Origin of the sequence: Mesorhizobium sp. M7A.F.Ca.US.005.03.1.1, from assembly GCF_003997975.1 — a bacterium.
Taxonomy (GTDB): domain Bacteria; phylum Pseudomonadota; class Alphaproteobacteria; order Rhizobiales; family Rhizobiaceae; genus Mesorhizobium; species Mesorhizobium ciceri.
Window position 1 is genome coordinate 37,177 of the sequence record NZ_RZRO01000015.1, and the last position, 21,808, is coordinate 58,984.

Here is a 21,808-nt window from a genome sequence, read left to right on the forward strand (position 1 = left end):
ACCCCTATCGCCCATAGCCCTGATCAAATTTCTATTTCCCGATAGGACCGGACAAAATGGGTTTCAAATGCGGCATCGTTGGCTTGCCCAACGTCGGCAAGTCGACGCTTTTCAACGCGTTGACCAGAACGGCTGCGGCGCAGGCCGCCAACTATCCGTTCTGCACCATCGAACCGAATACCGGCGAGGTCGCGGTGCCCGATCCGCGCCTGCAGAAGATCGCGGCGATTGGCAAGTCAAAGGAGATCATCCCGACCCGCATCTCCTTCGTCGACATTGCCGGTCTGGTGCGCGGCGCCTCGAAGGGCGAAGGGCTGGGCAACCAGTTCCTCGCCAACATCCGCGAGGTCGACGCCATCGTGCATGTGCTGCGCTGCTTCGAGGATGACGACATTACCCATGTCGAGGGCCGCATCGACCCGGTGGCCGATGCCGAGACGGTCGAAACCGAGCTGATGCTCGCCGACCTCGACAGCCTCGAGCGCCGCATCGTGCAATTCCGCAAGCGCGCCGGCAGCAAGGACAAGGAAGCGACGTCAGTGCTGCCGATGATGGAGGCAGCGCTAGAACTGCTGCAGGCCGGCAAGCCGACCCGCATCCTGCTCAAGGATATTTCGGCCGAAGATTTGCGCATCCTGCAGGGCCTGAACCTTCTGACCTCGCATCCCGTGCTCTATGTCTGCAACGTCGCCGAGGCCGACGCAGCCACCGGCAACGAGCACACCAGGGCCGTGGAAAAGATGGCGACCGCCCAGGGCGCCGGCACCGTGGTGATCTCGGCCGCCATCGAAGCCGAGGTCGCACAGCTCTCCGATGAGGAAGAGATGGAATTCCTGTCCTCGCTCGGCCTCGACGAGCCCGGCCTCAACAAGGTCATCCGCGCCGGCTACGATCTGTTGCACCTCATCACCTACTTCACCGTCGGGCCGAAGGAGACGCGCGCCTGGACCATCCATAAGGGCGACAAGGCCCCCCAGGCCGCCGGCGTCATCCACACCGATTTCGAGCGCGGCTTCATCCGCGCCCAGACCATCGCCTACAATGACTTCGTCACACTGGGCGGCGAAGTGGCGGCCAAGGAAGCCGGCAAGGCCCGCGACGAAGGCAAGGAATATGTCGTCCAGGACGGCGACATCCTGCTGTTCAAGTTCAACACGTGATTTGATGGAAGTCCTTCGAGACTGTCCGCGGGCCGGCTGAGCCGACCACCAGATATCAGGCCCAAAGTGTCGCCTATAAAGCTGATAATATTTGATTGTGACGGCGTCCTCGTGAACAGCGAGGAGATATACCAGGCAACCGAGCTTGAATATCTGGCGGCGGCCGGCATCACGTTCGAACCAAGCGCCTATACGCAAGCCTTCATGGGATTGTCTCCCGCTATGTGGCAGGCGAAGCTCGAAGCGATCGGCCAAGAGCGAGCCAAGCCGCTCTCTCCGCTCTTTTTTGAACAGCTTGCCGACCACACCAACGAACGCTTGCGTAAGAATCTGGCGGCCTTACCCGATGCACGGAATGTGATTGGCCGGCTCGCCGCATGGAGATGTGTGGCGTCAAGCACGCCGCTGGCCCGATTGCGTTGGAAACTCGAACACACGGGCCTTGTCGACCTTTTCGATCCTAATATTTTTTCATCGGACATGGTCGTCAATGGAAAGCCGGAACCAGACCTGTTCTTGCATGCGGCGGACACGATCGGTGTTCATGCAAAGGAGTGCATCGTGGTCGAGGACAGCGTGAATGGCGTCCTGGCGGGCAAGGCAGCAGGTATGCGCGTGATCGGATTTACCGCTGGCAGTCATTGCACCGGCACTCATGGCGATGCTCTGTTGCGACATGGCGCGGATGCCCTCGTCGGCGCATACGAGGACTTGGAGGTCACTCTAGCCAGTCTTTAGATCGATCCGCTGACGCGGCTTCCGAGCCGCGAGGGCCGTCCCCCGGCCCGATTCGGGCTTGTCTTGATTTTGTCACGTCACAGGTCTAAGCGGCAGACGCACGGTCGGCGCTGGCGCCGGGAACCGTGCAATCCAACACGACGCGTCAATCCGAACACACCCTTTGGCCCCAGCAAGGGATATCAGGCGATGATCAAGGCCTTCGTCGTGGACAATGATCGCCTGCGCCTCGTCGACGATCTCCTGGCAAACAGCGAGACCATCGTCTGGGCGGACCTGTTCAACCCGACAAAGGAAGAGGAAGCGACGATCGAGAGCTGGCTCGGCGTGGCCATTCCGACACGCGAGGAGATGGAGGAGATCGAGATTTCGAGCCGCCTCTATGTCGAGGACGGCGCCTACTTCATGACCGCAACCCTGCCCGCCCAGACCGAGGTCGACGATCCCTTGATGTCGCCGGTCACCTTCGTGCTCGCCGGCACAAGGTTGATCACTGTGCGCTACCACGAGCCGAAGGCCTTCAAGACCTTTCCGCAGCGCGCCGAGAAGGTGGCGACCGGCTGCACCAGCGGCGACACCATCCTGATCGGCTTGCTGGAGGCGATCGTCGACCGTCTCGCCGACATTCTGGAGCGTGCCGGCCGTGACATCGAGGCGATCTCGCGCGATATCTTCGAGGCGCGATCGACCAAGGTTTCCAAGCGCAATCGCGACTTCCAGGAATTGTTGAAAGCCATCGGCCGCAAGGAGGACATCGCGTCTTCGATCCGCGACAGCCTGATCTCGCTGCAGCGCCTGGCGGGCTTTTTCGCCCATGCCTCGACCCGCACCAAGATGAGCAAGGACACCAAGGCGCGCATCAAGACGCTGTCCCGCGACGTGCTGTCACTCGCCGACCACGCCACCTTCCTATCGCAGAAGATCTCTTTCCTGCTCGACGCGACGCTCGGCATGATCTCGATCGAGCAGAACGCCATCATCAAGATATTTTCGGTCGCCGCCGTCATCTTCCTGCCGCCGACTTTGGTCGCCTCGATCTACGGCATGAATTTCGACGTCATCCCCGAGTTGAAATGGGAACTTGGCTATCCCTTCGCCATCGCCATGATGGTGCTGTCGGCGATCCTGCCCTTCTGGTATTTCCGCCGCCGCGGCTGGCTCTGAGTGGGCCTGTCGATCGGCTGCCACAGGCTGGCGCAGTAGAAATCGCTTGACCAAATGAACGCCGGCCTGCATCCGGAAACCCCGATCCTGGGGATCGTGGGTCGACAAGCCGGATTCCAGACCATGACCGCAGAGATAAAAACATGGGCCTATGAGGACTTCATCGAGGGTGCATCGATCGACCTCGGCTCGAAGCTCGTGAGTGCCGCCGAGATCGTCGAATTCGCCGGAGAATTCGACCCGCAGCCGATGCATCTCGACGAGGAAGCCGGCAAGGCCAGCATCCTCGGTGGGCTGGCGGCGTCGGGCTGGCACACCTGCGCCATGTTCATGCGCATGCTGTGCGATGCCTTCCTGTTGGACTCGACCTGCCAGGGCGCGCCCGGCGTCGATCAGGTCAAATGGAAGAAGCCGGTCCTGGCCGGCGATCAACTGACCGGCACCCTGGTGGTCGTTGCCAAGCGCCTGTCCAAATCGAAGCCACAACTCGGCTTCGTTACAATGCGCAGCGAACTGTTCAACCAGCGCGGCGAAAGCGTCTTCGAGCTCGAGAACTCCGCCATGTTCCTCACGCGCGATGCCGCGGGGAGCCAAGCATGACACTGGACGAGTTCTTTCGTATCGGCACCACGGTAACGCTCGGCTCGCACACATTCGAGCCCGAGGCGATCAAGGCCTTCGCCCGCAAATACGACCCGCAGATCTTCCATACCGACGAGGAGGCCGCGAAGAAAAGCGTGCTCGGCGGGCTCTGCGCATCCGGCTGGCACACCGCCGCCACCTGGATGAAACTCAATCTCGAAAACCGCATGGACGCCGAGATCGCTGCGTGGAGCGGCCCCGGTCCGGTGCCGGAATTCGGCCCCTCGCCTGGCTTCAAGAACCTGAAATGGCTCAAGCCGGTCTATGCCGGGCAAACCATCACCTTCACGCGCACCGCGCTGTCGCACCGCCCGATTGCCTCACGCCCCGGCTGGCGGCTGCTGGCGCTGCGTTCGGAAGCTTTCGATTCGACCGGCGACAAAGTGCTCGAGTTCGAAAGCGCCGTGCTGGTGAAGGCCGAGTAGAGGCGGCGCTTCTTCCTTCTCCCATGTGGGAGAAGGGAAGAACACTCAATGCCCCTCGAACCCAATCAGCGTCCGCACCGGCACGCCAAGCGCCTCCAGCTTGGCACGGCCGCCGAGGTCCGGCAGGTCGATGACGAAACAGGCGGCGAGGATGTCGGCACCTATCTGGCGCAGCAGCTTGACCGCCGCTTCAGCCGTGCCGCCGGTGGCGATCAGATCGTCGACCAGGATCACTTTCTCGCCCGGAGCAACACCGTCCTTGTGCATCTCCATTTCGTCCAGCCCGTATTCCAGGCTGTAGGCGACGCGCACCGTCTCGTAGGGCAGCTTGCCTTTCTTGCGGATCGGCACGAAACCGGCCGAGAGCTGATGGGCGACGGCGCCGCCAAGGATGAAGCCGCGCGCCTCAATGCCGGCGATCTTGTCGATCTTCTGGCCGGCATAGGGATGCACCAGTTCGTCGATGGCGCGGCGGAAGGCGCGCGCATTGCCAAGCAGCGTGGTGATGTCGCGAAACAGGATGCCGGGCTTGGGATAGTCCGGAATGGTGCGGATCGCGGCAAGCAGCGTGTCTTCGAGCGAGGATTTCATGGGGCGAGATTACCTGAAACGAAGGTTATTGCGCGACAATTGTTCGATCGAGCTGCAGCCCATCAGCTTCATGCCGCGTTCGATCTCGACCCGCATCTGTTCGAGCGCCCGTTCCACGCCGGGCTGACCGGCCGCCGCGAGCGGAAACAGATAGTAGCGTCCGACGCCGACGGCCTTGGCGCCGAGCGACAGCGCTTTCAGCACGTGTGTGCCGCGCTGCACGCCGCCATCCATGATGACGTCGATCCTGTCGCCAACGGCATCGACGACCTCGGCAAGCTGGTCGAACGCCGCCCGTGAGCCATCCAACTGCCGCCCGCCATGGTTCGACAGCACGATGCCGCTGCAGCCGATGTCGACAGCGCGTTTGGCATCCTCCACCGACATGACGCCCTTGAGGCAGAACGGACCCGACCAGAGCTTGACCATCTCGGCGACGTCGTCCCATGTCATCGACGGATCGAGCATCTCGGTGAAGTAACGGCTGATCGACATCGTGCCGCCGCCCATGTCGACATGCTCGTCGAGCTGCGGTAGCTCGAAGCCCTCATGGGTGAAATAGTTGATCGCCCACGCCGGCTTGAGCGCGAACTGCGCCATTCCGGCGAGATTGAGCCTGAAGGGAATGGCAAAGCCGGTGCGTTTGTCGCGTTCGCGGTTTCCCCCGGTGATGCTGTCGACGGTCAGCATCATCACCTCGACGCCGACCGCCTTTGCCCGCTGCATCATCGCCCGGTTAAGACCGCGATCCCGGTGGAAATAGAACTGGTAGACCTGCGGGCTGCTGCTGATGCTGCGCGCCTCCTCAAGGCTGACGGTGCCCAGCGACGACACGCCGAACATGGTGCCGTATTTGGCGGCGGCCTTGGCGACCGCGCGCTCGCCCTGGTGATGGAACAGGCGCTGCAAGGCGGTCGGCGAGCAATAGAACGGCATCGCCAGCTTCTGGCCCATGACCGTCACCGACATGTCGACCTCGCTCACCCCGCGCAGCACGTTGGGAACCAGGTCGCAGGTCTCGAAGCTTTCGGTGTTGCGGCGATAGGTGACCTCGTCGTCCGCCGCGCCGTCGATGTAGTTGAAGATCGGTCCCGGCAGCCGCTGCTGCGCCATGCGGCGGAAATCGGAAAAGTTGTGACAGTCGCTGAGCCGCATCATCGAATTCCAAAGGCCATGGCGGGACAAGTTTCTCGCCACCGTTCGATGCATCGAATATCAACCTGTTGTCGGCGTGCCAACGGACTATTTTTCGAGCTGCCCTCCGGACATGGCCATGAGCAAAAAAAGGGACGCCGAAGCGCCCCTTTCTGGTCTAATCCGATTGACGAAGATTACATGCCGAGATCCGAACGAAGCTCGGCCCTGGCCACTTCATACTCGGCCTTGAAGTCGTCCCGGTTGAGCAGGACCGCGGCGATGACGCTGCCGGAAATCCTGCCCATCTCGACGTCGGACGCATAGTGGATGCCGCCGACCTCGCGGTTGTGGGCGTATTCGGCCGCACGCGCCATGATCTCTGCGCGCTTTTCAGGAACCATATCGGACAGGATAATGCCCATCATGGTGCCGACGGTGGCGTGGCCGGACGGCCAGGAACCGGAGCTCGACAACTTGACCGCCGGCTTGACGAGGTCGCTGAGCTGGTGCGGACGCGGGCGCTTCCAGATATCCTTGGCCGGATCGACGACGGCGCCTTCGGTGGCCACGACGCGGTCGAAGAAGGCGCTGAATTTGGGCAGCGTTTCCTTGTTGAATTTCGGCCCCATGACGTTGGCGAAGCGCCAGACATTCTCGTCGGCATCGGCGACGGCGCTGGCTACCATCTCGGGCGTGCGTGTCACCTGCAGCATCAGCACCTCGCCGAGTTCGGCCTTGGTCTGCGCCGAATCGTTTGCCGGCGGCGGCGGCAGGATCATCGTCAGGTCGACATCCTTGTTGGTGACGAAAGGCTGGGCGTCCTCCGCTTGCGCGGCCGAGCCGACGATGAGCAGCAACAGGCCTGCCGCGAGCGATGCGTATCTTTTCATGGGTGCGATCCTTTGATGAGAGCAGCACAGGATCGCCGGATGCGGTGACGGCCATGTGACATGGCCGGCTTCTGGAAATGCAAAAGGGCGCCTCTCGGCGCCCTTCGTGATCACTTGATCGTGTGGCTTAATGCGCCACGCCTTCCCACACCTTGCGCTTGGTGAGATAGACCAGCGCGCCGAACAAAAGCAGGAACACCAGAACGCGAAAACCGGTCTTCTTGCGGTCTTCCATATGCGGCTCGGCCGCCCAGGCCAGAAAGGCGGAGACGTCGCGGGAATACTGGTCGATGGTCTGCGGCGCACCGTCATCATAGGTCACCTGGCCGTCGGAGAGCGGCTTGGGCATCTTCAGCGACACGCCGGACATGAAGTACGGATTGTAGTGGGTGCCTTCCGGGATGACCATGCCGGCCGGCGGCGTCTGGTCGTAGCCGGTCAGCAGCGAGTGGATATAGTCGGGGCCGCCCGCGTCGTACTGGGTGAAGATATCGAAGACGAACTGCGGAAAACCGCGTTCGACACCGCGAGCCTTGGCCAGCAGGGACATGTCTGGCGGAGCAGCACCGCCATTGGAGGCAGCGGCGGCTTCCTCATTGGCGAAGGGCGGCGGGAAGTGGTCGGACGGCTTGCCGGGACGGTCGAACATGTCGCCGGCATCGTTGGGACCGTCGTGGATGGTGTACTCGGCCGACAGCGTCTTGATCTGCGCATCGGAATAGCCGAGGTCCGACAGCGTGCGGAACGCCACCAGGTTCATCGAATGGCAGGCCGAGCAGACTTCCTTGTAGACCTTGAGGCCGCGCTGCAGCTGCGCCTTGTCATAGGTGCCGAATGGGCCGGTGAAACTCCAGTCCATTTCCTTCGGCTCGTCGATCGGGAAATGCGTCGGATTGGACACATTGTGTGCCTCTTCGGCGGCGATCGCCCGAGTGCCCGCGGCCCCAGCGGCGACGGCCACAAGGCCGATCAGCGCCAGCGAGGTGAGAATCTTTTTCATGCCAAATCCCCTTAGATTCTCTACCCGCTCAGCCTTTGGTTTCCGGAGCCGCCGTAGCGCCCGCCGGATGTCCGCTGCCGCCCTTGTTCTTCTCGAGCACCGCCTCGGTGATCGAGTTCGGCAACCGTCGCGGCGTCTCAATCAGGCCGAGCACCGGCAGCGCGATCAGGAAGAAGGCGAAGTAGAACAATGTCGCCATCTGCGCCATGAACACATAGCTGCCTTCCGCCGGCTGCGAGCCCAGCCAGCCAAGCAGGATGGCATCGGCCACGAACAGCCAGAAGAACAGCTTGTACCAGGGCCGGTAAACCGCCGAGCGCACCTTCGAAGTGTCGAGCCACGGCACCAGGAACAACATGACGATGGCGCCGAACATGCATAGCACGCCGCCGAGCTTGGAGTTGATCGGCCCGACATTGAAGGTGATGGCGCGCAGGATCGCGTAGAACGGCAGGAAGTACCATTCGGGCACGATGTGGGCCGGCGTCTTCAGCGGGTTGGCGACGATGTAGTTGTCGGGATGACCGAGATAGTTCGGCAGGTAGAAGACGAAATAGGCGAAGAAGAACAGGAACACGATCATGCCGAACGCGTCCTTGATGGTCGCGTAGGGGGTGAAGGCCACGGTGTCGGTCTTCGACTTGACCTCGATGCCCGTCGGGTTCGACTGGCCGACGACATGCAGCGCCCAGATGTGCAGCACGACAACGCCGGCGATCATGAACGGCAACAGATAGTGCAGCGCAAAGAAACGGTTCAGCGTCGGGTTGTCGACGGCAAAGCCGCCGAGCAGCAGCTGCTGGATCCAGTCGCCGACCAGCGGAATGGCGCTGAAGAAGCCGGTGATGACGGTGGCGCCCCAGAAGCTCATCTGGCCCCATGGCAGCACGTAGCCCATGAAGCCGGTCGCCATCATCAGGAGATAGATGATGCAGCCGAGGATCCACAGCAGTTCGCGCGGCGCCTTGTAGGAGCCGTAATAGAGGCCACGGAAGATGTGGATGTAGACGGCGACGAAGAAGAACGAGGCGCCGTTCGAATGCATGTAGCGCAGCAGCCAGCCCGAATTCACGTCGCGCATGATCTTCTCGACCGAGCCGAAGGCCAGATTGGTGTCGGCCGTGTAATGCATGGCCAGCACGATGCCGGTCAGGATCTGCGCCACCAGCATGATCGACAGGATGCCGCCAAAGGTCCATGCATAGTTGAGGTTGCGCGGCACCGGATAGGCAACGAAGCTGTCATAGACCAGCCGCGGCAGCGGCATGCGGGCGTCGAACCAGCGTCCGAGACCGGTTTTGGGCGTATAGGTCGAGTGTCCCTCGCTCATCGAAATATCCCCCTGCCTCAACCGATAAGGATCTTGGTATCGGAAATGAACTTGAATACCGGAACCGCCATGTTCTCCGGCGCCGGGCCTTTGCGGATGCGGCCGGCGGTGTCGTATTGCGAACCGTGGCACGGGCAGAACCAGCCGCCGAAATCGCCTTCCTGGCCAAGCGGAATGCAGCCGAGATGCGTGCAGACCTGAACCATCACCATCCAGGCTTCCTTGCCGGGCGTGGTGCGATTGGCGTCGGTCGCCGGTGCGTCGGCCGGGAGATTGGCGTTGCGGGCGATCGGATCCTTGAGATCGGCCAGCTTGACCGCCTCGCCGTCCTTCATTTCCTGTTCGGTGCGGTTGCGGACCACGACCGGCTTGCCACGCCATTTGACGATCAGCGACATGCCCGGCGTCAGCGAGGCGACGTCGACTTCGACCGAGGCGAGCGCCAGCGTCGATGCGTCAGGGCGCATCTGGTCGATGAACGGCCACGCGAAAGCACCCGCGCCGACCACTGCGGCCATGCCGGTGGCGACGTAGAGAAAATCACGACGGTTGGGATCCTGGGTGTCGGTTGCGCTCACGGGTGCCTGATCCTTTCGCCTCTTCCGTGCCGGTGGCTGAGCCTTGTTCCCCGCTCAATTACGCCAACCCGACAGCGCATGGCGAACAGGCTTGCGAATTCCTCCGGCATTTGGACTTCGGTTTATGCGTGAAGCCCGTTTTTGTCCAGACGGGTGAAGGCACAAGGGCAGATTGTCGCGGGGACAAAATCCGCCGCCGGTCAACACGACGCCGGATAGCCGCCAACCATCACTAAACAATCGGGAAACACCCGCAAATCCGACGCCCTTGTTCGGCTCGACACAAGGCCCCAGCCGGGTCTATCCTTGTCATTATGGCACACGTCATAGACCGCGACACCTGGGCCGTTCGCTCGGACCATTGGAAGGGCGAGTTGCAATGTGGCGCCTACGGCTCCAACTCCTGCCTGATCTTCAACTATCTGCCTGATGTCGGCGGCGGCCCGCGCCTGCACACACATCCCTACGCGGAGATCTTCATCATCCGCCAGGGCACCGGCCTGTTCACTGTCGGCGACCAGGAAATCGAGGCATCCGCCGGCCAGATCCTGATCGTGCCACCCAATACGCCGCACAAATTCACCAATCTCGGCCCAGGCCCACTGGAAACGACCGACATCCACGAGAATGGCAGCTTCATCACCGAATGGCTGGAGTGATCCCTATTTCGCGCCGAGCCTGGCCAGCACCGCTTTCGGGATGTTGTATTCACGAATGACGGCATCGTGCTTGCGCAAGCCGCACAGCTCGCGCTGGATGAAATAGCCATGCACCGCCTCGGCGGCATCCTTGAGCAGAAGGGGGCGCAGTTGCTCGTCGGCATTGTCGCGCAGCCTGGCCAGCGTTTCCTCTACCCGCTGGCCGGCGCGGCCGAGTGCTGCCGCCTTTTCCGCCAATATTTCATGGCCGAGCGCGTCGAAGGCGGCTTCGGCGGCCGAGGCGCCGGCAAGATGAGATGGCGGACGCAAGGACATTTCAGCCTCCTTTCCCGAAAACCATGCGGTGTGTGACGAACTCTTCGCCTGCTACGCGCTGAAAGCCAAGCCGTTCATAGAAACCGAAGGCTTCTTGCGGCGCGCGGGTGTTCAGCATGGCGAAATGGTGACGTGCCCTGTCGACAACGGTTTCGACCAGCATCCGGCCAAGGCCGGCGCGACGGTGGCGCGCGCTCACAAACAGGTGCCGGACCCGGCCGTGGCCCCTGCCCTCGAAATAGGGATCGATGTTCAACCCGCACACGCCGGCGAGTTCCCTTCCATACCATGCTCCGTACAGCGCCTCCCCCCGTTTCAGGAACTTGTTGCGGCCACTTGCCCAGCCATCCGCAAGGCGTACCAGCATCCAGTAGCCTTCCAGCCGGCTCTCTTCCTTCAGCGTGTCGAAGGCCGGCATGGTCGGCCGGAGCCGCTTGAGCACGTAGCCGACCTCTGGGATGGCGCCTGTCGATCCACCCATGGAGCTACTCCGCCGGGCGCGTCTCTTCGAGCACGCTGTCTTCGTGATAGAGAAAACCGCCGGACTGCCGCTTCCACAGCCGCGCATAGAGCCCGTCGAGCGCCACCAATTGGTCATGCGTGCCTTGCTCGACAATGCGGCCGCCGTCGAGCACCACCAGACGATCGAGTGCTGCGATCGTCGACAGCCGGTGGGCGATGGCGATGACCGTCTTGTTTTCCATCAGCCGCGTCAGATTCTCCTGGATCGCCGCCTCGATGTCGGAATCGAGTGCCGAGGTCGCCTCATCGAGAATCAGGATCGGCGCATCCTTGAGGAAGACGCGGGCGATCGCCACGCGCTGGCGCTGGCCTCCCGACAGTTTGACGCCGCGCTCGCCGACAAACGCCTCGTAGCCGGCGCGGTCCCTGTTGTCGCGCAAGGTCAGGATGAACTCGTGCGCCTCGGCCTTTTTCGCCGCCGCGATCACCTCCGCATCGGTCGCGTCAGGCATGCCGAGCTTGATGTTGTCGCGCAGCGAACGGTGGAACAGCGCCGTGTCCTGGCTGACGACGCCGATATTGGCGCGCAGCGAATTCTGCGTAACTTTGGCGACATCCTGGCCATCGATGGTGATCGACCCGCTCTCGAGATCGTAGAGGCGCAGGATCAGATTGGCGAGGGTCGTCTTGCCGGCGCCGGACGGTCCGACCAGCCCTACCTTCTCGCCTGGCCTGACGACAAGGTCGATGCCGTTCAGCACGCCGAAACCTTTGCCGTAGTGGAACTCGACGTTCTTCACCGCGATACGGCCGCCTGCCACGACGAGTTCCTTGGCGTCGGGCGCATCGGTGAGGCCGAGCGGCTGCGAAATCAGCGCCTTGGAGTTCTCCAGCACGCCGAGGTTTCGCAAGATGCTGTTGAGCTGCATCATCAGCCGGCCGAGCAGCATGTTGAGCCGCAGCACCAGCGACAGGGTGAAGGCGACCGCGCCGACGGTGATCGAGCCCTCGACCCAGAGATAGACGGCAAAGCAGCCGATCGCCGTGATCATGATGCCTGACAGCGTGGTCAGCGCCATGCGCACGCCGGTCAGCCGGCGGGTGAACGGGCGCAATGCGTCGAGATAGATGTCGAAACCGTTCCTGATGTAGCGGTCGTCGCCATCGGCCGAGAACAGTTTCAGCGTCTGCACGTTGGAATAGGAATCGACGATGCGGCCGGTGATCATCGAGCCGGCCTCGGCTGTTTCCTCGGCATGCTTGCGGATTGCCGGCAAATAGAGCTTGGCCAGCCAGCCGAAGGCGGAAATCCAGATCACCACCAGAACCGCCAGCCTGAGATCGAGGCCTGCGACCAGCGCCAGCGTCGTCACCGTGTAGACGATCATAAACCAGACGACCTCGATGAAGCTTTCCATCAAGTCGCCGGTCGCCTGGCCCGCCTGCCAGACCTTCGTCGCGATGCGGCCGGCGAAATCGTTCTGGAAAAAGGCGTAGGACTGGCGCGAGACATGCCGGTGCGCCTGCCAGCGCACCAGATTGTAGAAGCCCGGCGTGATCGTCTGTTCGTCGACCAGCGCCGACAAGCCGACGACGACGGTGCGGATGACCAGCACCACCACGGCCATGAAAACCAGTTCAGGGCCGGCGGCGGCCCACAGTGCGTGCCAGCTGCGCTCGGCGGGAAGCTGGTCGAGAATATCGACCAGCCGCCCGACGAAGTAGAACAGGCCGGCCTCGACCAGCGGCGCGATGCCGCCGATGACCAGCATGGCGAAGAAGGCGAACTTCGCCTGGCCGACATAGTGCCAGAGAAAGCCGCCGACACTGATCGGTGGCCGAAGATTCGCCGGCTCCCTGAACGGATAGACCCAGTTCTCGAACCAGCGATAGACGGCTGTCATCATGCGGCGGCCATCATTCTGCGGCTTGCCTCTTTGCAAGTGCGTCGTTGGCGGCGTCGGCGGGACCGTCCTCAAGCAGGAACCCGCCCGACTGGCGCTGCCAGAGCTGCGCGTAGAGCCCGCCCTTGGCGACGAGTTCTTCGTGCGAACCTTCCTCGATGACACGGCCCTTGTCCATCACCACCAGCCTGTCCATCGCCGCGATGGTCGACAGCCGGTGCGCGATGGCGATGACGGTCTTGCCTTGCATGAGCTTGTAGAGATTCTCCTGGATCGCCGCCTCGGCTTCGGAATCAAGCGCCGAGGTCGCTTCGTCAAGGATAAGTATAGGTGCGTCCTTCAACATAACGCGAGCAATGGCGACGCGTTGCCGCTGGCCACCGGACAATTTGACGCCGCGGTCACCGACATGGGCATCGAAGCCCTTGCGGCCGCTGGCATCCGAAAGCCCTGATATGAAGTCCAGCGCCTCGGCGCGCCGCGCCGCCTCGACAAGCATCTCGTCGGTTGCATCGGGCCGGCCATAAAGGATGTTCTCGCGCACCGAACGATGCAGCAGCGAGGTGTCCTGCGTGACCATGCCGATCTGCGCACGAAGCGAATCCTGCTTCACAGCGGCGATTTCCTGGCCATCGACCAATATCTGCCCGGCTTCGAGGTCGTAGAAGCGCAGCAACAGGTTGACCAGCGTCGACTTGCCGGCGCCGGAACGGCCGACGATGCCGACCTTCTCGCCCGGCTTCACCGCCAGCGACAGGCCCTCGATCACACCCTTCTGCTTGCCGTAGTGGAAGCGAATGTCCTCGAAGCGGATCTCACCCCTGGAGACGCTGATCTCCTTCGCGTCCGGCCGGTCCTCGACAAGGCGCGGCAGCGAGATCGAGGCGATACCGTCCTGCACCGTGCCGATGTTCTCGAACAGGCCCGACATTTCCCACATGATCCATTGCGACATGCCCCACAACCTGAGCACAAGGCCGATGACCACGGCGACCGCGCCGATCGTCACTGCTTGCCCCAGCCACAGCCACAGCGCCATCGCGGTCACCGAGAACAAGAGCAGCGCGTTCAGTATGTAGAGCGAGCCGAAAAGCACTGTCACCAGGCGCATCGACCGGTAGACCGTTTCGAGAAAGCCGGACATACCGTCTTTGGCGAATGACGCTTCGCGGCGTGCATGGCTGAACAGCTTGACCGTCTGGATGTTGGAGTAGCTGTCGACGACCCGGCCCGTCATGATCGAGCGCGCATTGGCCTGTTCCTCGCCGACCTTGCCCAGCCGGGGAATGAAAAACCGCAGCAAAAGGATATAGCCGACCAGCCAGACGCCGAGCGGCGCGGCCAGCCGCCAGTCGGCCGAGCCGACGATGAGCAGCATGCCGAGGAAGTAGACGATAACGTAATTCAGGACGTCGATCACCTTGATGACGCATTCGCGCACGGCGAGAGCCGTCTGCATCAGCTTGGTCGCGATGCGGCCGGCGAACTCGTCCTGGTAGAAACTCATCGACTGCTTGAGCAGATAGCGGTGCACCTGCCAGCGGATGCGCATGGGATAGTTGCCCATCAGCGTTTGCTGGTTGAGGAGCGAATGCAGCCATACGGTGCCCGGCAGTGCGAACAGCACGATGAAGGCCATGCCGGCAAGCTTCCAGGCTTCCGTCTGCAGGAAGGTTTCGCGATTCTGCCCCGACAGCCAGTCGACGATGCGGCCGAGGAAGCCGAACATCCACACTTCCGCGATCGCGATGGCCGTCACCAGCACTGCATCGAAAAGGATATAGGGCCAGGCGCCGCGCGTATAATGCACGCAGAAGGCAACCAGCGTCTTGGGCGGCTCGACCGGTTCCGCCGCGGGGAACGGATCGAGCCTTTTTTCAAACCAGCTAAACAACAACATAGGTCATGCCTGTGAAATGTGTTTGCCGCTTACGCGGCACGTGAGCGTACGAAGTCCCCGGAACCCATGGCGTCGAGTGCCGACGGTCCGGAATCACCCGGACCGTCGGCAATGCTTCGCGCAATATAGGGGCTCGCGGGCTTTTCGCCGACAGCTGCGCCAGACGATCCTGACGACACGGTGCCGCCAGCCCGGTTTTTCGCGCCAGGCCGGATCAGCCGGATGATCCGGCGCACCAGCGACGGCCGCCCGGGATCGGGAACCGCGCGCGAAAAATCGACATCCGGCAGCATGCCGCGATGCGGCCGGCGGCGAACCTCGGCGTGAACCGCCGACGAATAGGTGTCGCCGATCAGCAGCGCCCAGGTCGGCAGTCGGTGGATATGCAGGCTCCTCGAGCCCGGTATTCTGTAGGGATCGAACATCGGTCCGTCCTCCGTGTGAAAATCGAGATAAAAAGGCGAAGCAATATCGTCCGCCGGCATTCGCCCGGAGGCACGCATTGCATCGGTCCGGACATGACGAGTGTCGGTCCGGACAGCTTCAGTTGGGGCGTTCAGCCCTTTTGACTTTTTGAAAAACATCGCAGGATTCCTTCGAGTGCCGAAAAATCGTTTCGGCGGGAATCGGTGCGATCAAGTCTTAGAGAGTCAGGAGAATCGTCGTACCGAAACCGCCGGCAGGCAGGTAAGCCCACGAGAGGGGCGCTGGATGTGCATGGTCATCATGAATTACCCCTCCATCGGTTCGGGTTGACAATGCTGGTTGTATACCCGACTTCGCAGAAAATGGCCACCCGCAGGTCCAGCAATTTCCAAAACCGCCAAGCCGCTGTGGCCGATCCGCCACTTATTAGAAGGACGCGGAAATGAACCGTCGTCTCCGCATCGCGCTCTACCAGCCTGACATTGCCGGCAACACCGGAACAATCCTGCGCTTCGCCGCGTGCCTCGGACTTGGCGTCGACATCATCGAACCGGCCGGATTTCCGCTCTCCGACAAGGCGCTCAAGCGAGCCGGCATGGACTACCTCGAAATGGCTGCCCTGACCCGGCATGTCGACTGGCACGCCTTCGAGGAATGGCGCAAGGCTGGTTCGCACCGGCTGGTGCTGCTGTCGACCAAAGCCACGACGGCCTACACCAGCTTCAGCTTCGCGGACGGTGACGTCCTCCTGTTCGGCCGCGAATCCGCAGGCGTGCCGGATCCTGTCCATCAGGCGGCGGATGCGCGCCTGACCATCCCCATGCAGGGTACGGCGCGCAGCATCAACGTGGCGCTCTCCGTCGCCATGGTGGTGGGCGAAGCCATCCGGCAACTCGGATAACGGCACTCCGTCTCCCGACATCTTGACCCAGGCGCACATCGCCTTCTCCTTCGTTTGCACATCCAGGGTTTCTTCGCTACAAGCTCAACTTAACTTGAGGTCAAGCAGAAAAATCGGGACGGAAAATCAGACATGGCGCCTGTAACGGAATTAACGGTTGGCCAGGTGGCCATGCGCAGCGGGGTGGCGGTGTCGGCGCTGCATTTCTACGAGGCCCGCGGCTTGATCCGCAGCCACCGCACGTCGGGCAACCAGCGCCGCTACGGCCGCGACGTGCTGCGGCGCGTGGCGATCATCAAGGTTGCACAGGAGGTCGGCATCTCGCTGGCCGAAATCGGTGCCGCACTTGAATCACTGCCCGAAAGCCGCACGCCGACGCGCGACGACTGGAACCTTTTGTCGACCGCCTGGCGCGACGGGCTCGATCACAAGATCGCCCAGTTGAAGAAACTGCGCGAAGGGCTGACCGACTGCATCGGCTGCGGCTGCATGTCGATCGACAAATGCCCGCTGCGCAACAAGGGTGACCGGCTGGCACGCGAGGGAACGGGGGCAAGGAGGCTGGTCGCTCTTCCTTCTCCCCGTTCACGGGGAGAAGGTGCCTGAACGCAGTGAAGGCAGATGAGGGGCGGCGCCAGCATTGAGAGGTTCGCGCCGCCCCTCAACCTGCCTGCCGGCACCCTCTCCCCGTAAACGGGGCGACGAAGTCCTAGTCGGCCGCAGGCAACCGCCTGATGGTGAACTCGATCAGGTCGCCCGGCCGCTCGAACCAGCTTTCGATCTCGGTCCAGTAGGCCTGCTTGGGAAAGCGCTCGAACCATTCCTTGGCCTTGAGCCGGGCATCGGAGCGTGGCAGCACGAAGGTCTCGCGCAGGAAACCGTCGCGCGGCATACGCACGCGCTCGGCACGGCTTTGGTCGAGCCTTTTCTTTAGGCCATCCAGCGGCGGTCTTGCCGGGGTGCGCACGAAACAACTCCTTGCACCGTAATGACACTTGACCCTGTCCCCTAAGAGATTAGGGATCGCGCCGGCAAAAGACGAGTCATTTGTGGGACTCGCCGCCCCAACCGGAGACGGCATTTGGAACGACCAGAAATACCGGCGGGCCTGCCCGCCGACATCGAACAGAAGAAGATGAAGGCGCGCCTCTGGTTCGAGGCGCTGCGCGAACGCATCTGCGCCACCTTCGAGCAGATCGAGCAGGATCTTGGCGGGCCGCTGGCCTCGTGGTCGCCCGGCCGCTTCGAAAAGACGCCATGGGAACGTGACGAGGGGCGCGGCGGCGGCGGCACCATGTCGATGATGCACGGTCGCGTCTTCGAAAAGGTCGGCGTCCACACATCGACCGTCCATGGCGAGTTCTCACCCGAATTCAGGAAGCAGATGCCCGGTGCCGAGGAAGACCCGCGCTTCTGGGCATCCGGCATTTCGCTGATCGCGCACCCATGGAATCCCAACGTTCCGGCCGTGCACATGAACACGCGCATGGTGGTCACATCCAGCCAATGGTTCGGCGGCGGTGCCGATCTGACACCGGTGCTCGATCGCCGCCGCACCCAGGACGACCCCGACACGGTCGCCTTCCACCGCGCCATGCAATTCGCTTGCGAGAAGAATGTCGCGGTGGCCGATTACCCAAAATTCAAGGCCTGGTGCGACGAGTACTTCTATCTGTCGCACCGCAACGAGCCGCGCGGCACCGGTGGCATCTTCTTCGACTGGCTGCATTCGGGTGAGGACAAGGGCGGCTGGAATGCCGATTTCAACTTCGTCCAGGATGTCGGCCGCGCTTTTCTCGTCGTCTACGGCCACCTTGTGCGCGCCAACTTCAACGAGAACTGGACCGATGGCGACCGTGACGAACAGCTCATCCGCCGCGGCCGCTACGTCGAATTCAATCTGCTTCACGATCGCGGCACCATATTCGGACTGAAGACCGGCGGCAATGTCGCCGCCATCCTCTCCAGCCTGCCGCCCGAGGTCCGCTGGCCGTAACAAAATGGTGAGCCCGACGTGAGCCGCATTGATGTCCCATTCGCTCGAAATGGGCATGGAATGTGGCACACGGTGCGGCGAAAAATTTCTTTTTCGTCTAATAGGCTCTTGAAAAGACTGGTCTATTTGTGGCGCGGGGTCGGGAAGCGCCGGCGGTTCGCCTGCGCGCAATTTCAGGAAAGTGCGAAACGGCTTTCCGACCGGAATTGCGTCAAGACAAAGCGAGCCGCGACCCGACGCGACCGGACGGCCCAAGACGACGCGGGACATCTTCGTCAAAAAGATACCCGCCTTTCCAGGAGTACTTCGCAATGCGCAAGATCATTGTTTCGGCGGCCGCCGCTGCCCTTCTCGCTTCCGGTTCGGTGGCGTTCGCCGCCGTCAAGCACACCACCGGGACGATCAAGACCTTTGACACGACGGCCATGAGCCTGGTCCTCGACGATGGATCGTCTTTTACGCTTCCCAAGACCTTCAAGGATCCTGGCCTGCAGGTCGGTGAAAAGGTCCGTGTCTCATGGGACATGAGCGGCAAGAAAAAGATTGCCGAGGCTGTCAAGATCGCCAAGTGAAGGCCTGCCCGCCAAAACGGGACGAGACGAGGGCGGAGCGATGCTGCTCCGCCCTTTTGCCGTTGACGGCAACCAATACCACCCCATCTGTGTTATGCTTCTCACCCGTTCGCGGTCCGCGGTTTCAACCCTGGAACCGGACATGGGCCAAAAAAGTGCCGGAGCCTCGACCAAGCTCCACGGAGAAAAGGAGAAATCTCATGAAGGAATTTCACTGCGGGTCGCTCGTGCCCGGCTGTGACTGGCACACACGTGCCGACGAGGAAGCCGAGGTCATGCGCCGTGCCGTCGAGCACATGCGCGAGACACATGGTGAGACGGTCATCCGCGAGACGATGATCGAGGCGATCCGTTCGCGCATCGAAAAGACCCGCGACGCGGCCTGATCTACCCGGCCTGCAAGGCTTCGGCGGCGCGCTTGAGGAGCGCGTCGCGATCAGGGGCAAACCCGGCTTCGACCCATTCCGCTTCGAGATTCCTGAGGATTTCGCCGAGTTTCGGGCCTGGAGTTGCGCCGAGCGCCGTCAGATCGGCACCTTTCAGCGGAAACAACGGCTTTTCCCATTTGGTGGCGAAGCCAAGCAGGCGCGAAAAGCCACCGGCTTCGAGCAGCGCCTCATTGTCCTCGACGGCGCGCATCCTGGCTGCCGCAAGCGACAGCCGCAGACGGTCGACAAACCCCTGCCGGTCGCCGCGATAGAGCCTTTTTGCCAGTTCGCCCTCGGTCGTCTTCGGCTCGACGGCGGTGGCGAGCGCCCAGTGGCGCAGGCGATCCGCTTCGGCGGTCGAGAGTTTGAGCCGCTCGGCGAGCGTCTTCATGCGAGCGGCATCGGGCGGCACGATCGCTTCCAGTCTGAGCAGCGGGTCGGGTGCCCAGCCCAGATCCTTGCCGGCCTTGGCCAACCCATGGATGGCATCGATACCCCATTTCTCGCTTTCCGGCAGCGCCGCGGTCAAGACACCTGCCTGCCGCATCCAAAGCAGCGCCCGTGACGGATCGGGCGCCGACAAAAGTTTCTTCAGTTCCGACCAGATGCGCTCGGACGAAAGCTGGGCCAGCCCTTCCTTCAGACGGGCGCAGGCTTTCAGCCCCTCGGCGTCGGGCCGTCCGTCGCCGTACCAGGCGAAGAAGCGGAAGAAGCGCAGGATGCGCAGGTAGTCTTCGCGAATGCGCGCTTCCGGGTCGCCGATGAATCGCAGCCGGCGCGCCTCGATGTCGGCAATGCCGCCGACCAGGTCGACCACCTTGCCATCGGCCTCGGCATAGAGCGCGTTGATGGTGAAGTCGCGCCGCTCGGCATCGAGCTTCCAGTCGCGCCCGAACGACACTTTCGCGCGCCGCCCGTCGGTTTCGATATCGGCGCGCAAGGTGGTGATTTCATAGGGCTTTCCGCCGGCAACCACGGTGATCGTCCCATGCTCGATGCCGGTTGGCACCGCCTTGAACCCTTCCGCTTCGGCGCGGCGGAGGGTTTGCTGCGGCAAGCAGGTGGTGGCGATGTCGATGTCGGCGACCGGCTGGTCCATCAGCGTGTTGCGCACCGCGCCGCCGGCGACTCGCGCCTCTTCACCGCCTTCGGCCAATGCGAACAGCAGGCGCTGTAGATGCTTGTCGGTGAGCCAATCGGCCCTGCCCGCGATCGAGACACTCACGCATAGAGCCTTTCATAGAGAGTACGAATGATGCCGGCGGTGACGCCCCAGATGCGCCGGTCGCCGTAAGGCATGTCGTAGAAGAACCATTCGAGATCGTTCCACATACGGCTGTCGCGCTTGTGGTTGGCCGGGTCCATCAGGAAGCGCAGCGGCACTTCGAAAGCGGCATCGACCTCGTCTGCGTTGAGCGTCAGTTGGAAACCGGGCCGCACGATGCCAAGCACCGGGGCGATGCGGTAGCCGCTGCCGGCGACATAGTCGGGCATGCGGCCGATGATCTCGATGCCATCTCGGCCAAGCCCGATCTCCTCGAAGGTCTCGCGCAGCGCCGCCGCCTCAGGGCTCGGATCGGTCGGATCGATAGTGCCGCCGGGAAAGGCCACCTGCCCCGAATGGCTGCGCAGCTTTTCGGCCCGTTTGGTCAGAAGAACCGTCGCATCGCCCTCATGATCGACCACCGGGATCAGCACCGCGGCATTGCGCAGCGCCTTGCCCTGGTTGAGGCGCGGATGGCCGGGGTTGAAGCGATGGTCGCCATAGTCGTCGTCGCCTGCATGTGCATCGGGCTGCACGGCAAAGCGCGCGCGAAAATCCGCGGATGAAAACGGCGCCGGCGTCACCTGGTCCATCACGCGCTCAGCCGCTTCAACTGGTCCGCCGGCATGATCGGGAACACGGCGCCCTTGGAGCGCACCGCGAACATCGTCTCGCCGCCGATTTCGATCTCCTCGCCATGCCCGACCAGTTCATACATCACCGGCCGCGCCACCAGCGCCTCCAGACGGCCACGCACCAGCACATAGGGCTTCAACCCGCCGGTCTCGTTCTCATCGACAAACCGCAGCGGCCGTTCCGGCCCGGCTTCGACGACGTCGCCGACATTGGTGCGGAAGGTGATTGTCTGCGCCTCGCCGCTGCCCGAAACGTCCATTTCGACGGCGATGAACGGCGCATCGGCGACGCGGATGCCGACCTTTTCTACCGGTGTCACCAGATAGGTCCTGCCATCGGCGTCCTTGCGCAGCACCGAGGAGAAAAGCTGCACCAGCGGCATGCGCCCGATCGGCGTGCCCAGATAGAACCAGGTGCCGTCGGCCTTGATCTCCATGTCCAGATCGCCGCAGAAGTCGGGATTCCAGCGTTCGACAGGTGCCGCGCCCTTGCCGGCACGGGCGGCGCGCGAGATCAGCGCCTCGAGACCACGCGCCTCGGTGGCATCAGTCAGGCTTTCTTCACGATGTCCCAAGGGTCCCGTCATGGTCACGAAATAGTCACTGTTGTTCCGCTTGTCAGCCTAAGTCTGTGATTTAAGTTTCGATGTAGGCGCCACGCGAGGCCGAATCGCGGCAACTTATGGTATGG

General features: G+C 62.5%; 26 protein-coding genes. 11 read left to right on the forward strand and 15 right to left on the reverse strand.

From position 1 onward, the window contains the following. Positions 1–56 precede the first annotated feature (56 nt). The 5 genes from ychF (at position 57) to EN990_RS09640 (ending at position 4,129) form a co-directional block, all read left to right on the forward strand. A complete protein-coding gene (gene ychF, locus EN990_RS09620; RefSeq protein WP_024505635.1) occupies positions 57–1,160 on the forward strand; it encodes a redox-regulated ATPase YchF in 1,104 nt (367 codons plus the stop codon). A 66-nt stretch (positions 1,161–1,226) separates the two neighbouring features. Further along, positions 1,227–1,898 (forward strand): HAD family phosphatase, encoded by a 672-nt coding sequence (locus EN990_RS09625; RefSeq protein ID WP_032808607.1) that lies wholly within the window; start codon positions 1,227–1,229, stop codon positions 1,896–1,898. 189 nt (positions 1,899–2,087) lie between these two features. After that, entirely contained in the window at positions 2,088–3,062 is a 975-nt protein-coding gene (gene corA, locus EN990_RS09630; RefSeq protein ID WP_013529992.1) for a magnesium/cobalt transporter CorA, read from the forward strand. Between the two features lie 123 nt (positions 3,063–3,185). Further along, entirely contained in the window at positions 3,186–3,662 is a 477-nt protein-coding gene (locus EN990_RS09635; RefSeq protein ID WP_013529991.1) for a MaoC family dehydratase, read from the forward strand. Next, positions 3,659–4,129: a MaoC family dehydratase gene (locus EN990_RS09640; protein WP_027162159.1), complete on the forward strand. Its 471-nt coding sequence runs from the start codon at positions 3,659–3,661 to the stop codon at positions 4,127–4,129. The genes EN990_RS09635 and EN990_RS09640 overlap by 4 nt, the downstream gene beginning before the upstream one ends. Before the next feature lie 45 nt (positions 4,130–4,174). Here EN990_RS09640 and EN990_RS09645 read toward each other — a convergent pair whose 3' ends face one another. The 6 genes from EN990_RS09645 to petA form a co-directional block, all read right to left on the reverse strand. Continuing rightward, positions 4,175–4,720, reverse strand: a complete 546-nt coding sequence (locus EN990_RS09645) for an adenine phosphoribosyltransferase (RefSeq protein WP_013529989.1) — start codon at positions 4,718–4,720, stop codon at positions 4,175–4,177. 9 nt (positions 4,721–4,729) lie between these two features. Then, positions 4,730–5,875: an alpha-hydroxy acid oxidase gene (locus EN990_RS09650; protein ID WP_164766102.1), complete on the reverse strand. Its 1,146-nt coding sequence runs from the start codon at positions 5,873–5,875 to the stop codon at positions 4,730–4,732. Between the two features lie 176 nt (positions 5,876–6,051). Continuing rightward, on the reverse strand, positions 6,052–6,747 hold the full coding sequence (locus tag EN990_RS09655; protein WP_013529987.1) for a phosphatase PAP2 family protein: 696 nt from the start codon (positions 6,745–6,747) through the stop codon (positions 6,052–6,054). A 127-nt stretch (positions 6,748–6,874) separates the two neighbouring features. Further along, positions 6,875–7,747: a cytochrome c1 gene (locus EN990_RS09660; protein ID WP_127369323.1), complete on the reverse strand. Its 873-nt coding sequence runs from the start codon at positions 7,745–7,747 to the stop codon at positions 6,875–6,877. Positions 7,748–7,775: 28 nt separating this feature from the next. Continuing rightward, the gene (locus EN990_RS09665) at positions 7,776–9,077 is read right to left on the reverse strand and encodes a cytochrome b N-terminal domain-containing protein (RefSeq protein WP_013529985.1); all 1,302 of its coding nucleotides are present in this window, start codon (positions 9,075–9,077) and stop codon (positions 7,776–7,778) included. Between the two features lie 17 nt (positions 9,078–9,094). After that, on the reverse strand, positions 9,095–9,655 hold the full coding sequence (gene petA / locus EN990_RS09670) for a ubiquinol-cytochrome c reductase iron-sulfur subunit (RefSeq protein ID WP_013529984.1): 561 nt from the start codon (positions 9,653–9,655) through the stop codon (positions 9,095–9,097). 314 nt (positions 9,656–9,969) lie between these two features. Between petA and EN990_RS09675 the strand changes: the two genes are divergently transcribed. Then, on the forward strand, positions 9,970–10,314 hold the full coding sequence (locus tag EN990_RS09675) for a cupin domain-containing protein (protein WP_013529983.1): 345 nt from the start codon (positions 9,970–9,972) through the stop codon (positions 10,312–10,314). Positions 10,315–10,317: 3 nt separating this feature from the next. Here EN990_RS09675 and EN990_RS09680 read toward each other — a convergent pair whose 3' ends face one another. Genes EN990_RS09680 through EN990_RS09700 form a run of 5 tightly spaced genes read right to left on the reverse strand, consistent with a single transcriptional unit; the run spans position 10,318 to position 15,320 of the window. Further along, on the reverse strand, positions 10,318–10,629 hold the full coding sequence (locus tag EN990_RS09680; RefSeq protein ID WP_013529982.1) for a DUF6665 family protein: 312 nt from the start codon (positions 10,627–10,629) through the stop codon (positions 10,318–10,320). 1 nt (position 10,630) lies between these two features. After that, positions 10,631–11,110 carry a GNAT family N-acetyltransferase gene (locus EN990_RS09685; protein WP_013529981.1) on the reverse strand — a complete coding sequence of 160 codons (480 nt, stop codon included), beginning with the start codon at positions 11,108–11,110 and terminating at the stop codon, positions 10,631–10,633. Between the two features lie 4 nt (positions 11,111–11,114). After that, positions 11,115–12,998 carry an ABC transporter ATP-binding protein gene (locus EN990_RS09690; protein WP_032808649.1) on the reverse strand — a complete coding sequence of 628 codons (1,884 nt, stop codon included), beginning with the start codon at positions 12,996–12,998 and terminating at the stop codon, positions 11,115–11,117. Positions 12,999–13,008: 10 nt separating this feature from the next. After that, positions 13,009–14,895: an ABC transporter ATP-binding protein gene (locus EN990_RS09695; protein ID WP_013529979.1), complete on the reverse strand. Its 1,887-nt coding sequence runs from the start codon at positions 14,893–14,895 to the stop codon at positions 13,009–13,011. A gap of 29 nt (positions 14,896–14,924) precedes the next feature. Beyond that, a complete protein-coding gene (locus tag EN990_RS09700) occupies positions 14,925–15,320 on the reverse strand; it encodes a hypothetical protein (protein ID WP_013529978.1) in 396 nt (131 codons plus the stop codon). Positions 15,321–15,763: 443 nt separating this feature from the next. Between EN990_RS09700 and EN990_RS09705 the strand changes: the two genes are divergently transcribed. Together EN990_RS09705 and soxR are read left to right on the forward strand one after the other, a co-directional pair. After that, positions 15,764–16,222, forward strand: coding sequence for a tRNA (cytidine(34)-2'-O)-methyltransferase (locus tag EN990_RS09705; protein WP_127368690.1), 459 nt, complete (start codon positions 15,764–15,766; stop codon positions 16,220–16,222). Between the two features lie 132 nt (positions 16,223–16,354). Continuing rightward, positions 16,355–16,828, forward strand: coding sequence for a redox-sensitive transcriptional activator SoxR (gene soxR, locus EN990_RS09710; protein WP_063168847.1), 474 nt, complete (start codon positions 16,355–16,357; stop codon positions 16,826–16,828). 103 nt (positions 16,829–16,931) lie between these two features. Here soxR and EN990_RS09715 read toward each other — a convergent pair whose 3' ends face one another. Next, entirely contained in the window at positions 16,932–17,189 is a 258-nt protein-coding gene (locus tag EN990_RS09715) for a hypothetical protein (protein ID WP_013529975.1), read from the reverse strand. Positions 17,190–17,303: 114 nt separating this feature from the next. On the opposite strand from EN990_RS09715, the gene hemF reads away from it, so the two are divergent. The 3 genes from hemF to EN990_RS09730 all read left to right on the forward strand — a co-directional run bounded on the left by hemF (position 17,304) and on the right by EN990_RS09730 (position 19,176). Next, positions 17,304–18,218, forward strand: coding sequence for an oxygen-dependent coproporphyrinogen oxidase (gene hemF, locus EN990_RS09720; RefSeq protein WP_024504549.1), 915 nt, complete (start codon positions 17,304–17,306; stop codon positions 18,216–18,218). 311 nt (positions 18,219–18,529) lie between these two features. Beyond that, complete coding sequence (locus EN990_RS09725; RefSeq protein ID WP_013529973.1) at positions 18,530–18,790, forward strand: DUF1344 domain-containing protein; 261 nt, start codon at positions 18,530–18,532, stop codon at positions 18,788–18,790. A gap of 200 nt (positions 18,791–18,990) precedes the next feature. Next, entirely contained in the window at positions 18,991–19,176 is a 186-nt protein-coding gene (locus EN990_RS09730) for a DUF1059 domain-containing protein (RefSeq protein ID WP_013529972.1), read from the forward strand. Between the two features lies 1 nt (position 19,177). Here EN990_RS09730 and EN990_RS09735 read toward each other — a convergent pair whose 3' ends face one another. The 3 genes from EN990_RS09735 to EN990_RS09745 are packed head-to-tail and all read right to left on the reverse strand — an operon-like array spanning position 19,178 to position 21,704. After that, the gene (locus tag EN990_RS09735) at positions 19,178–20,443 is read right to left on the reverse strand and encodes a CCA tRNA nucleotidyltransferase (protein ID WP_127388290.1); all 1,266 of its coding nucleotides are present in this window, start codon (positions 20,441–20,443) and stop codon (positions 19,178–19,180) included. Further along, a complete protein-coding gene (locus tag EN990_RS09740; RefSeq protein WP_063168849.1) occupies positions 20,440–21,075 on the reverse strand; it encodes a CoA pyrophosphatase in 636 nt (211 codons plus the stop codon). Before EN990_RS09740 ends, EN990_RS09735 begins: the two co-directional genes overlap by 4 nt. Then, entirely contained in the window at positions 21,075–21,704 is a 630-nt protein-coding gene (locus EN990_RS09745) for a DUF1285 domain-containing protein (RefSeq protein WP_013529969.1), read from the reverse strand. The genes EN990_RS09740 and EN990_RS09745 overlap by 1 nt, the downstream gene beginning before the upstream one ends. Positions 21,705–21,808: the final 104 nt, after the last annotated feature.